13 protein-coding genes and 1 tRNA gene are annotated in these 10,581 nt (G+C 68.4%); 5 read left to right on the top strand and 9 right to left on the bottom strand.

Annotation, left to right across the window (positions count from 1 at the left end; genetic code table 11):
• Positions 1 to 57: 57 nt before the first annotated feature.
• Genes CFB50_RS29845 through CFB50_RS29830 form a run of 4 tightly spaced genes read left to right on the top strand, consistent with a single transcriptional unit; the run spans position 58 to position 5,347 of the window.
• Positions 58 to 2,301, top strand: a complete 2,244-nt coding sequence (locus tag CFB50_RS29845) for a TonB-dependent siderophore receptor (RefSeq protein ID WP_089448164.1) — start codon at positions 58 to 60, stop codon at positions 2,299 to 2,301.
• Complete coding sequence (locus tag CFB50_RS29840; protein WP_069252291.1) at positions 2,301 to 2,564, top strand: hypothetical protein; 264 nt, start codon at positions 2,301 to 2,303, stop codon at positions 2,562 to 2,564. The genes CFB50_RS29845 and CFB50_RS29840 overlap by 1 nt, the downstream gene beginning before the upstream one ends.
• A gap of 1 nt (position 2,565) precedes the next feature.
• Positions 2,566 to 4,077: a PepSY-associated TM helix domain-containing protein gene (locus CFB50_RS29835; RefSeq protein ID WP_089448163.1), complete on the top strand. Its 1,512-nt coding sequence runs from the start codon at positions 2,566 to 2,568 to the stop codon at positions 4,075 to 4,077.
• Positions 4,078 to 4,099: 22 nt separating this feature from the next.
• Positions 4,100 to 5,347 carry a RhtX/FptX family siderophore transporter gene (locus CFB50_RS29830; RefSeq protein ID WP_069252289.1) on the top strand — a complete coding sequence of 416 codons (1,248 nt, stop codon included), beginning with the start codon at positions 4,100 to 4,102 and terminating at the stop codon, positions 5,345 to 5,347.
• A gap of 194 nt (positions 5,348 to 5,541) precedes the next feature.
• Here the strand turns inward: CFB50_RS29830 and CFB50_RS29825 are convergent.
• Positions 5,542 to 5,626 (bottom strand) — tRNA-Leu (locus CFB50_RS29825).
• Between the two features lie 141 nt (positions 5,627 to 5,767).
• On the opposite strand from CFB50_RS29825, the gene CFB50_RS29820 reads away from it, so the two are divergent.
• Positions 5,768 to 7,093 carry a leucine-rich repeat-containing protein kinase family protein gene (locus CFB50_RS29820; protein WP_089448455.1) on the top strand — a complete coding sequence of 442 codons (1,326 nt, stop codon included), beginning with the start codon at positions 5,768 to 5,770 and terminating at the stop codon, positions 7,091 to 7,093.
• Positions 7,094 to 7,108: 15 nt separating this feature from the next.
• On the opposite strand, the gene CFB50_RS29815 is transcribed toward CFB50_RS29820, so the two are convergent.
• The 8 genes from CFB50_RS29815 to CFB50_RS29785 all read right to left on the bottom strand — a co-directional run bounded on the left by CFB50_RS29815 (position 7,109) and on the right by CFB50_RS29785 (position 10,563).
• Positions 7,109 to 7,738: a LysE family translocator gene (locus CFB50_RS29815; protein ID WP_089448162.1), complete on the bottom strand. Its 630-nt coding sequence runs from the start codon at positions 7,736 to 7,738 to the stop codon at positions 7,109 to 7,111.
• A gap of 99 nt (positions 7,739 to 7,837) precedes the next feature.
• Positions 7,838 to 8,011 carry a hypothetical protein gene (locus CFB50_RS39690; protein WP_179254245.1) on the bottom strand — a complete coding sequence of 58 codons (174 nt, stop codon included), beginning with the start codon at positions 8,009 to 8,011 and terminating at the stop codon, positions 7,838 to 7,840.
• Between the two features lie 31 nt (positions 8,012 to 8,042).
• On the bottom strand, positions 8,043 to 8,489 hold the full coding sequence (locus CFB50_RS29810; protein ID WP_089448161.1) for a copper chaperone PCu(A)C: 447 nt from the start codon (positions 8,487 to 8,489) through the stop codon (positions 8,043 to 8,045).
• 80 nt (positions 8,490 to 8,569) lie between these two features.
• On the bottom strand, positions 8,570 to 8,935 hold the full coding sequence (gene copC / locus CFB50_RS29805; protein ID WP_069252285.1) for a copper homeostasis periplasmic binding protein CopC: 366 nt from the start codon (positions 8,933 to 8,935) through the stop codon (positions 8,570 to 8,572).
• Positions 8,932 to 9,147 carry a hypothetical protein gene (locus tag CFB50_RS39685; protein ID WP_089448160.1) on the bottom strand — a complete coding sequence of 72 codons (216 nt, stop codon included), beginning with the start codon at positions 9,145 to 9,147 and terminating at the stop codon, positions 8,932 to 8,934. Before CFB50_RS39685 ends, copC begins: the two co-directional genes overlap by 4 nt.
• 90 nt (positions 9,148 to 9,237) lie before the next feature.
• Positions 9,238 to 9,615 carry a DUF2946 domain-containing protein gene (locus CFB50_RS29795; protein ID WP_069252284.1) on the bottom strand — a complete coding sequence of 126 codons (378 nt, stop codon included), beginning with the start codon at positions 9,613 to 9,615 and terminating at the stop codon, positions 9,238 to 9,240.
• 92 nt (positions 9,616 to 9,707) lie between these two features.
• The gene (locus CFB50_RS29790) at positions 9,708 to 10,202 is read right to left on the bottom strand and encodes an SRPBCC family protein (RefSeq protein ID WP_089448159.1); all 495 of its coding nucleotides are present in this window, start codon (positions 10,200 to 10,202) and stop codon (positions 9,708 to 9,710) included.
• A 58-nt stretch (positions 10,203 to 10,260) separates the two neighbouring features.
• On the bottom strand, positions 10,261 to 10,563 hold the full coding sequence (locus CFB50_RS29785; protein WP_046548459.1) for a 2Fe-2S iron-sulfur cluster-binding protein: 303 nt from the start codon (positions 10,561 to 10,563) through the stop codon (positions 10,261 to 10,263).
• Positions 10,564 to 10,581 lie beyond the last annotated feature (18 nt).

Below are 10,581 nucleotides of genomic sequence, written 5' to 3'. Positions count from 1 at the left end.
AAATCGCCCGCCGGTTCTATTTGATAATGAGAATGATTATCAAATACGGGGGCGTGAATGCGGTACGAGGTGCTGGAACCTGGGAGATCAAGGTCGAAGGGCGCGCGCGTCGCCCGTTTGGGGCGAGGGCGCTGGCGTCCGTCGCTGTATCTGGGCCTGCTGATCGCCGCGCATCCGGCGGCGGCGTTCGCCGAGACGGCGCCGGCGTCGGCTTCCGCGTCGGCGGCCGGCGCGGAAGTCCGGAAGGAGGACGCGACCGCCGCGAAGCCCGCCGCGGGCGAGCTGAAGGCGATTTCGGTGACAGCGTCGCGCGGCGTGGCCGACGATCCGTCGGTGGCGACGGTCGGCAAGATGCCGCTGGCGTTGAGGGAGATTCCGCAGTCGGTCAGCGTGACGACGCGCGAGCGGATCGACCAGCAGAACCTGTTCTCGCTCGACGAGGTGATGCAGCAATCGGCCGGCGTGACCGTGCAGCCGTACGTACTGCTCACCACCGCGTATTTCGTGCGCGGCTTCAAGGTCGATTCGTTCGAATTCGACGGCGTGCCGGTGGTGATCGGCGACATGGCGAGCGCGCCGCAGGACATCTCCGTGTACGAACGCGTGGAAATCCTGCGCGGCGCGAACGGCCTGCTGCACGGCTCGGGCAACCCGGCCGCGACGGTCAACCTCGTGCGCAAGCGGCCGCAGTACCAGTTTTCCGCGAACGCGAGCGTGAGCGTCGGCAGCTGGGACCGCTATCGCGCGGAAGCCGACATCGGCGGCCCGCTCAATGCGGCCGGCACCGTGCGCAGCCGGCTCGTCGCCGCGTACGAGGATCGCCATTTCTTCTACGACCACGCCAAGCAGGACACGCGCTCGATCTACGGGATCACGGAAGTCGACGTGACGCGCGACACGCTGCTCACGTTCGGCGCGCAATACCAGACGACGCGTTCGATACCCGACATGTCCGGCGTGCCGATGGCCCGCGACGGCTCGAGCCTCGGCCTGTCGCGCTCGACGTTCCTCGACACCGCGTGGGGCCACTTCGACTGGGACACGACGCGCGCGTTCGCGTCGGTCGAGCAGAAGCTCGGCGCGGGCTGGAAGGCGAAGGTCAGCGGCGAATACCAGAGCGTGCGCTCGGACCTGAAGTACGCGGGCTCGTTCGGCGCGATCAACCCGGCGACCGGCGCGGGCGGTGCGCTGACGGGCGGCGCGTACCAGTTCAGCAGCTACAGCCGCAGCCTCGATGCAAACGTGCAGGGCCCGGTGCATGCGTTCGGGCTCACGCACGACCTGCTGTTCGGCGTGACCTACGCGAACAGCAGCAGCGGGCAGATGTCGGCGCAATTGCAGGGCAACGTGGTCGGCACGCCGGTGAACGTGTACCGCTGGAACCCGAGCAGCGTGCCCGAGCCGGATGTGGGCCCGTACCAGCAGTCGCAGCAGAACGACATTTCGCAGAAGGGCGTGTACGGGCTCGGCCGCATCAAGCTCGCGGAACCCGTCACGCTCGTGCTCGGCGGCCGCCTGAGCTGGTGGAACCAGGACAGCCTCGGCGCGCACTACAACACCGGCCACCAGTTCACGCCGTACGGCGGGCTGATCTGGGATTTCGCGCGCGACTGGTCGTGGTACGCGAGCTACGCGGAAGTGTTCCAGCCGCAAACCAAGTCGATGTGGGGCGGCGGCATCCTGACGCCGGTGAAGGGGCGCACCTACGAGACGGGCGTGAAGGGCGAACTGGCGGGCGGCAAGCTGAACGTGTCGCTCGCGGCGTTCCGCATCGACCTCGACAACAACCCGCAGGTCGATCTCGCGCATCCGTGCGCGGGGCCGAACTGCTACTACGTGAACGGCGGCAGCGTGCGCAGCCAGGGCTTCGAATTCGAGGCGAACGGCCACATCACGCCGTGGTGGAGCGTATGGGCGAGCTACACGTACGACACGATGAGCTACGCGGACAACCTCGCGAACGCGGGCTCGTCGTTCGCGCCGCTGCTGAACCCGCGCCACCTGTTCCGGCTGTGGACGAACTACGACCTGCCGTGGCAGGAGCGGCGCTGGAGCATCGGCGGCGGCGTGCAGGTGCAGAGCAGTTACTCGGCGCAGGCGAACGGCGTCACGCTGAGCCAGGGCGGCTACGCGCTCGCGAGCGTGCGGCTCGGCTACCGCTACGACAAGCACTGGAGCGCGGCGGTCAACGTCAACAACCTGTTCGACCGCAAGTACTACCTGAGCCTGAGCCAGCCCGGCTGGAACAACCGTTACGGAGAACCGCGCAACGTGATGCTGACCGTGCGCGGGCAGTTCTGATGGCGGGCGGCTGGGGGACACGGGCGGCGCTGGCGATCGGCGGCGTGCTGCCGGGCGCGGTCGCGCTGGCGGTCACGCTGGCCCGTCATTACCCGGCCGACGGCCTGAACCGGCTCTACGCGGCCGTGCTGCTGTCGCTTGCGGCGGGCGTTGCCGCGCTGCTGTGGGTGCTCGTCGCGCCCGGGCGGCGGCAGGCCGCGTGGCGTGCCTGCATATGGCTCGCGGTGCTCGTGCCATGCGCGTTGCTGTGGGGAGGGCGCTGACATGGACGCCTCATTGCGTTCGCGCTGGCGTGCGCTGCATCGCGGCGCCGGTGCGCTGTTCGGCGTGGTGCTGTTCGTCGTGCTGTTCAGCGGCACGTGGAGCCTCGCGACCGATTCGATGCAGGGCTGGTGGCGGCCATCGTCGGTCGCCGTCGCCCGGCCGTTGCTGCCGCTGAATGAACTCGTTGCGCGCGCGGCGGCGCTCGGCGTGCCGTTGCGCGAGGCGCGCATCGTGCTGCCGCAACCGGACGATCCGGCGATCCGTTTCTGCGACGCGCGCCAGGCGTGCACGCTGGCGCTCGACCCGGCGACGGGCGAGCGGCTGGCCGACAGCGGACGCGCGGCGGTGCTCGTCACGCTGCACAAGACGCTGTTCGCGGGCTTTCCCGGGCGCATCTTCGTGAGCCTGTGGGGGATCGTGCTGCTCGTGCTCATCGTTGCGGGCGTGGTCGTGCATCACCGGCGCTGGCCCGACGCGGCACGCATCCGGCGCGGCAAAGGATTGCGCGCCGCGCTGTTCGACCTGCACGCGTGGATCGGCCTGTGGGGCTCGCCGTGGCTCGTGCTGTTCGCGTTCACCGGCGCGTTGTCGGGGCTCGGCGCGCTCGGCACGGTGTCGCTCGCGGGCGTCGCGTATCCGGGGCAGCCGCAGCGCGCGTTCGCCGAACTGCTCGGCGGGCCGCCGCCTGCAACAGCCGGCGGCGCGTGGCAACGCGCGCCCGATCTCGATGTGCTGCTGTGGCGCGACGCGGCGCGCATGCCGGATTTCCGGCCCGAAGCGGTCGTGCTGCATGGCTGGGGCGATGCGAACGCACGCGTCGAGATTGCCGGCACGACAGTCGGTCTGCCGAGTACGGCGGTGTTCGAGCGTCACCTGTATCGCGCGGCGGACGGGCACTGGCTCGCGGACGCCACCTCGCGCGGCCGAGGCTTCTGGCTGCGCACGTTCATCGCGGTGCAGCCGCTGCACTTTGCGCAATACGGCTGGGTGGGGGCGATGGGCGGCGTGCTGCGCGTCGTGCATTTCCTGATGGGGCTTGCCGCATGCGCGCTGTGCGCGACGGGGCTGCATCTGTGGATCGAGCGGCGGCGCGCGCAGCAGGATCGTTCCGCGAACGTGCTGGCCGCGGTCGCCGTCGGCATCTGCGGCGGCCTCGTGCTCGCGGGTGGCGTGCTGCTGCTCGCCGGGCGTGCGTTGCCCGATGGCGTGCACGTCGATCACGTGCTCGCGATGCTGTTCTGGGCCGTGTGGGGTGGCGCGGTCGCGCTGGCGGCCTGCGTGGCCGATCGCGCGGCCTGGCTGCGCAGGCTGATGCGTGCGGCCGGCGCCGCGTACGGGCTGGCCGGTGTGACGCACTGCGCGATTGCGCTGCTTGGCGCGGGCGAACCCGTGTACTGGCCGATCGACGTGGCACTCGTCGCATTCGGCGCATTGCTGCTGCGTGCCGCGCGCCGTCCGCGCCGGGATGCGATGCGGACCGCGCGCATGCCGGCCGGCGCCGAACCTTTTTAATTTCATGCAACTGGAGACTTCGATGCGCGATCTGCTCGAACATCGCCGCCTGGTCATCACGATCACGCTGCTTTACCTGTCACAGGGAATCCCGATCGGCATTGCGATGGACGCGATGCCGACCCTGCTGCGCCATGACGGCGCGCCGCTTCACGCACTGGCGTTCCTGCCGCTCGTCGGTTTGCCGTGGGTCGTGAAATTCCTGTGGGCGCCCGTTGTCGACAACCGCTGGTCGCCGCGCATCGGCCGGCGGCGCAGCTGGATGCTGCCGATGCAGACGCTCGTCGTGGTGTGCCTCGGCAGCCTCGCGCAGATCGGCATGACGGTCGCGACGGCCGGGTGGGCGGTCGGCCTGCTGGCCGTCGCGTCGCTGGCGAGCGCGACGCAGGACATCGCGAACGACGGAATGGCCGCCGAGCACTTCAGCGGCGACACGCTCGCGAAGATCAACGCGATCCAGATCGCGGGCGTGATGATCGGCTTCTTCGGCGGCGGCGCCGGCACGTTGACGCTGATCGGCCTGTTCGGGCAGCGTACCGCGTTTCTCGCGCTGGCCGCCGTGCCGCTCGCGAGCCTCGCGTGCGTGCTGTGGGTGCTGCCGCGCGATGCGGACCGTGCACGCGTGCAAGCCGAACACAACGCGAGCCTCGTGCGCTTCGCGAAGCGGCCGCGCTCGTGGTCGCTGCTGTCGTTGGCACTTCTGTCGGCGATGACGGCCGTATCGGGCTTCGGCCTGTCGAAACTGTTTCTCAACGACGCGGGCTGGACGCTCGACGCGATCGGGAAGCTCGGGATGGCCGGTGGCATCGTGACGGTCGTGCTCGGTTGCGGCGGCGGTGCGTGGCTCGTCAGGCGGCTCGGGTTGTGGCCTGCGTTTACGGCCGGCGTGAGCTGTGCGGGCGCGGCCGCGCTGCTGTGGTTCGCGCAGGCGAGCGGATGGCTGCCGGTGTCGTCGTCGTGGGCATGGCTGTGCACGGTGCTCGGTTCGCTGGCGACCGGGATCACGTCGGTGTCGATCATGACGGCCGGCATGCGCTTCGCGGGCGGCAGCGACCAGGCCGGCACCGACGTGACGGCCGTGCAGAGCACGCGCGACCTCGGCGAGCTGATCGCGTCGTCGACGATTTTGTCGCTGACCGCGAAGGTGGGTTATACGGGCGGGTTTCTTGCCGGTGTGGCGCTGGCGGTGCTGGCCGCGTTGATCGCGATGCGGTTGCGGCGGCGGGAGGCGGCGAATTTAGTGAAGGGGGATGATGCGCTGGCGTCGTGAGTGACGTGGCGTACACGTACGCTTCCGGCTGTCCGGACGGCAGTCGGGAGCGCGCGCGAATTCGCAGCAGCGTGGTGCCTGGTTGAAGCCTGATGGGGGAATCGGAAACAGCGGTGCGCGATTGCGCGGGATGATCGTCGATCGTTGCCGGAATGCGTTTGTCGCATGTCGCGCAACGATGAGAGAAGAAATCCTGGTGCCGACGGCGAGACTCGAACTCGCACAGCTTTCGCCACTACCCCCTCAAGATAGCGTGTCTACCAATTTCACCACGTCGGCACTGCAAGGGGCGCAATTCTAACGCGACGGTGCGCGTTTGTGAAGGGGGCGTGACACATTGAGGGGATGCACGCAGGCGATCCCGGTAGAATTCGGGCGATCGACCCGACGATCGTCGCAACCGCCACCCGTTTTCTTCGCGTGACACACACCCTCGAACAACTGCAGGCCGGGCAACTTGCCGGCGCACGGCAACTCAAGCTCGCGTGCGGGTTGACGGAATTCCCGCGCGCGATCTTCGATCTTGCCGACACGCTCGAAGTGCTCGACCTGACCGGCAATGCGCTCTCCGCGCTGCCGGACGACCTGCCGCGGCTGCACCGCCTGCGCATCCTGTTCGCGTCCGGCAACCGCTTCACCGCGTTCCCCGATGTGCTCGGCGCGTGCGGGCAGCTCGACATGATCGGCTTCAAGGCGAACCGGATTCAGACGGTGCCGAGCGGGTCGCTGCCGCGCGCGCTGCGCTGGCTGATCCTCACCGACAACGCAATCGACGAACTGCCGGCCGATATCGGCGATTGCTCGCGGCTGCAGAAGCTGATGCTCGCAGGCAACCGGCTGCGCGCGCTGCCGGCGGAGATGGCCGCATGCCGCGCGCTCGAACTGGTGCGACTGTCCGCGAACCGGCTGGACGCACTGCCCGACTGGTTGCTGCGCCTGCCGCGCCTCGCGTGGCTCGCCACCGCAGGCAACCCGTTCGGCGCCGCGCCCGAAGCCGCTGCGTCGGCCGGGCCCGAGGTCGCGGACGTCGACTGGGCATCGCTGGCATGCGAGCAGAAGCTGGGCGAGGGTGCGTCGGGCGTCATTTACCGCGCGCAGTGGCGTGTCGACGGGCATCCGTCACGGGCGGTCGCGGTCAAGCTGTTCAAGGGCGCGGTGACGAGCGATGGCCTGCCCGATTGCGAAATGGCCGCGTGCCTGCATGCCGGCCGCCACCCGAACATGATTCCGGTGATCGGCAAGGTAAGCGGGCATCCGGAAGGCACGCATGGCCTCGTGATGGAACTGGTCGATCCCGCGCTCACGAATCTCGCCGGGCCGCCGAGCTTCTCGACCTGCACGCGCGACGTGTATGCGGCCGATGCGAGATTCACGCCGGTGGAGGCGGTGCGGATCGCGCATGGCATCGCGTCGGTGGCAGGCCATCTGCACGCACGCGGCATCATGCATGGCGACCTGTATGCGCACAACATCCTGCACGACGGCGCAGGCGGCGCGCTGCTCGGGGATTTCGGCGCGGCGTCGCTCTACGATGCGAACGATCGCACGCGCGCTGCCGGGTTCGAACGGCTCGAGGTGCGGGCGTTCGGCTATCTGCTCGGCGAGTTGCTCGAGCGATGCGAGCCGCGCACGTGGGCCGGCAGGGACGCGCTCGATGCGCTCGCGGTGGCCTGCCTGAACGAAGCAATCGATGCGCGGCCGTCGTTCGGCGAGATCGCGGCCGAGCTGGCCGCACATACGCGCTGACGGGCGCGCGTCAGCTTACGCCTGCCGCGCAGTCAGCAGTCTGATCCCGAGTCCGACGAACAGCAGCCCGCTCGCACGCTTGAGCGCACGCACCGCGCGGCTCATGCCGAAGCCGCGATGAAACCGGCGCACGCCGGCCGAATAGACGCTGTGAACGATCACCACCGTGCACGCGATCGTCGCGTACATCACGACGAATTGCAGCGCGAGCGGGTGGTCGTGCACGATGAACTGCGGCATGAACGCCGACAGGAAGATCATCGTCTTCGGGTTGCTGCCCGAGACGAACAGCGCTTCGCGGAACAGTTTCCCGCGGTCGGGCGCGGCGATTTCCGCTTCCCCGGTCGAAGCGGCGGCCTTGCGGTCGCCGCGCAACTGCCGGACACCCAGGAACATCAGGTACGCGGCACCGACCACCTTCATCGCGACGAACAGCGGCGGCATCGCGGCCAGCACCGCGCCGACGCCGAGCGCGACGAGTACCACGACCACCCCTTGCGCGACGAGGTTGCCCGCGATCGTCGCGGCCGTGCCGTGCGTGCCGTAGCGCACCGTATTGCGGATGACGAGCAGCACGTTCGGCCCCGGCGACAGCGTCGTGGCGAGATAGGCTGCGGCAAACAGCATCCAGGTCTGAATGGACATGCGGCGCTCCGAGAGGCGGTTCCGGCGGTCGGGATGAAGCGATGATGCCACGCCAATAATTGGCGCAGGCTTGCGCCGGAACCGTACCGTCGCGGTGCGTCAGCTTGCGTCGCGCATGTAGTACGCCGGGATCGACGGCGGCGTATCGATCGCGGCGGGCCGCGTCATCCACGCGATCCACCCGGCCCATATGCCGCAGACGATCATCACGGCGACGTTCAGCGGCGTCCGGTAGCGGACGATCAGGTCGGCCAGCGGCAGGCGATGTTTCATGTGCATCTCCTTCGATCGGGGGCGGTGGACTTTACTGGCCGGCGTAGGTCGGCGCCTTGGCGTCGCAGGTCACGGACACCGTCGAGCCGTCCGCGAAATGCAGCCGGAACGGCACCTTCGCGCCGGGCGCGACGGCCTGGCACGGTTGCTCCAGCATCACGTGATAGCTCTTCGGCTTGAAGGTCACCCTGCCGTGCGCGGGCACTTCGACGGCGTCGACATGGACCATCTTCGCAGTGCTGCCGCTCGTTTGGGTTTCATGCAGCATCGCCATCCCGTACGCCGGCGAGTCGAGGCCCGTCAGCGTGACGGGTGCGTCGCCGTCGTTCTTCAGCGTGAAGTAGCCGGATGACGGCACGGTTGCCGGCATCGCGCGAATCCAGCAGTTTTCTGCCTGCACGGCCGGCGCGGCGAACGTGGCGGGGGCTTGCAGCGCCAGCAGGGCGAACAGCAGGCCGGTCGGAATCGAGCGCTTCATGATTGGTTTTCCTGATGGGTAGATGTAGCGGGAAAGGGGGCGACGCGGCCGGTGCGGAACGCCGATGCGCGTCGCCAACATCATTTCAGCGTGAACGCGTAATGGCCTTGTGTGCGATGGCCGTCGCTGGCCACCGCGATCCACGCGACCGTATACGTACCGGCCGTCAGATTGGTCAGCGCGACCTGCATGCGTTTCCGGTTGCCTGCATCGACGGACGATTTCCCGTCGACGACCGATTGCCCTTGGCTGTCGGTGACGGCGATCGAGCTGAAAGCGGGCTCGAGCGCTTCGCTGAAACCGATCGTGACCGCGTGCGGCGCGACCGAAAGCGTGGCGTCGGCGGCGGGTGTCTGCGTCTTCGGGAGCGCGTGGGCCTGGGCGGCCTGGAAGACAACGAAGCCGAGCGCGGCGAGCGCGCCGCGAATGAAAGAGGTGGTATTCATGATCGAGTGTGCGAGTAGCGAATCGGATGGAGCGACACGGATTCGACGGACGGATGCACGAGCACGCTCGCGGCAGCACCGGTGGCGGCCGGCACCAGCGCGAACGTGTGCGGCCGGACGCTCGCCCGCGAGCGAATGTCGGCGCGACAGTACGAACCGGAAGCAGCCAGCCGCACGCACGGCACGACGCCGCGCGCAATACGGTGACACATGATCGTCCTTCGAAACGTGACAGGTCGCGCACGCCGGCGGCGTGCGCGGGCCACGCAATGCTTCATGGCATCACGGGCATTGACGACGAATCAGGACGCGATCGGAGGGGCGCGCGGTTGCGCGGCCGTGAGCGGCAGCGCGCGGCGCAGGCTGTCGAAGCGGGTCGCTTCGCGATGCTGAATGACGTGCACGTTGGCCGCGAACGTCAGTTCGGGCGCGGGCAGTGCAGGTGTGTGGGCAAGCAGGCTGCAATAGCCGCATGCCTGGAGGTGGGCCGTCAGGCTCTTCCGTGACGAATCGGCGGCGCGCTCGCCGGTGGCCGGCGTGGCCGTGCAGTAGCCGGCCAGCAGCGTATCGACGCGCTGCTGCGTCGTCAGTGCCTGCGAGATCGTCGGCGCGAGCGCCGTCATCAGGATGGCGAGCATCCCGATCAGACTGCCGATCTTCCGGAGGCGACGACTCAGCATGCGATGTGCGGCGACGTACAGGCGACGATGGAGCGGATTATGCCACGCACGTCGCTTCGCATGTCGGCCCGGACGTGCGGCGTGGCGGCGCGCTACGCGTGCTTCGCCAGGTATTTCGTGATCAGCATCATCTGCGCGGCCCAGCCGTGGTCGTTCATCTCGCGTGCCTTCGCGCGGCGGGCTTCGATCAACTGATCGAAGCCCGTTTCGGTGACCGTGAGCAGCGTGCCGCCAGCCTGTGCGGCGAGCGCGAACGTGACGACCGTCATCGGCTCGGACGAGTAGTCAAAATTCGGATCGATCGCGAACGGATGCCAGCGAAACGAGAACAGTTGCTTCGGCTCGATGCGATCGACGACGATTTCGAACACAGTGCCTGCATACGGTTCTTGCGCTTTGGCGACGTCGTCGTCGACGCGTGTCGGCGTGATGCGGCCGAACAGCGGCTGGCCGGCCGCGAACGGGCCGTCGAACGTGACGCCGAACCACTGGCCGAATTCGCCGGAATTGCTGACGGCTTCCCACACGCGGTCGGGCGATGCGTCGAGCTGAGCCTGTTTTTCGATGCGATCGGTTTGCTGGGTCATGACGTTCTCCACTCAGGATCAACCTTTGCCGGACGGCACGCGCGAGCGCGCGCCGCGTCTAGTCGAGCATGACCGCGTCGGGCACGTCGAGCACGAGGTCCGACGTCGCGACGGCCACGCACGGCAGCGTATAGCCGTCGGCCTTTTCCTCGCGGCTCAGCCCCGGCCATTCGATCGTGTAGCGTACGCTGCCGCTGACGATCCGGCAAAGGCAGCTTCGGCACGTGCCGTTGCGGCACGAGCGTGGCAGCGACACGTGCGCGAACGCGGCGGCTTCGAGCAGCGTCAGCGAATCGGGCGCATCGAAGGTCGCGCCGAGCGGTTCGATGCGCACGAGGGGAGGGTGTTCCGGATCGGTCATGGCGGAGGCAGGGACGGG

The organism is Burkholderia sp. AU33423, from assembly GCF_002223135.1.
GTDB classification, from domain to species: Bacteria; Pseudomonadota; Gammaproteobacteria; order Burkholderiales; family Burkholderiaceae; genus Burkholderia; species Burkholderia lata_D.
The sequence above is the reverse complement of the archived record's forward strand: the minus strand, read 5'-3'. Positions and strand labels throughout refer to the sequence as shown.

What these genes read in the sequence shown, in the direction of transcription:
- CFB50_RS29845 (WP_089448164.1), top strand. Translation starts at nt 58, where the DNA reads ATGCGGTACGAGGTGCTGGAACCTGGGAGATCAAGGTCGAAGGGCGCG.
- CFB50_RS29840 (WP_069252291.1), top strand. Translation starts at nt 2,301, where the DNA reads ATGGCGGGCGGCTGGGGGACACGGGCGGCGCTGGCGATCGGCGGCGTG.
- CFB50_RS29835 (WP_089448163.1), top strand. Translation starts at nt 2,566, where the DNA reads ATGGACGCCTCATTGCGTTCGCGCTGGCGTGCGCTGCATCGCGGCGCC.
- CFB50_RS29830 (WP_069252289.1), top strand. Translation starts at nt 4,100, where the DNA reads ATGCGCGATCTGCTCGAACATCGCCGCCTGGTCATCACGATCACGCTG.
- CFB50_RS29815 (WP_089448162.1), bottom strand. Translation starts at nt 7,738, where the DNA reads ATGTCCATTCAGACCTGGATGCTGTTTGCCGCAGCCTATCTCGCCACG.
- CFB50_RS39690 (WP_179254245.1), bottom strand. Translation starts at nt 8,011, where the DNA reads ATGAAACATCGCCTGCCGCTGGCCGACCTGATCGTCCGCTACCGGACG.
- CFB50_RS29810 (WP_089448161.1), bottom strand. Translation starts at nt 8,489, where the DNA reads ATGAAGCGCTCGATTCCGACCGGCCTGCTGTTCGCCCTGCTGGCGCTG.
- copC (WP_069252285.1), bottom strand. Translation starts at nt 8,935, where the DNA reads ATGAATACCACCTCTTTCATTCGCGGCGCGCTCGCCGCGCTCGGCTTC.
- CFB50_RS39685 (WP_089448160.1), bottom strand. Translation starts at nt 9,147, where the DNA reads ATGTGTCACCGTATTGCGCGCGGCGTCGTGCCGTGCGTGCGGCTGGCT.
- CFB50_RS29795 (WP_069252284.1), bottom strand. Translation starts at nt 9,615, where the DNA reads ATGCTGAGTCGTCGCCTCCGGAAGATCGGCAGTCTGATCGGGATGCTC.
- CFB50_RS29790 (WP_089448159.1), bottom strand. Translation starts at nt 10,202, where the DNA reads ATGACCCAGCAAACCGATCGCATCGAAAAACAGGCTCAGCTCGACGCA.
- CFB50_RS29785 (WP_046548459.1), bottom strand. Translation starts at nt 10,563, where the DNA reads ATGACCGATCCGGAACACCCTCCCCTCGTGCGCATCGAACCGCTCGGC.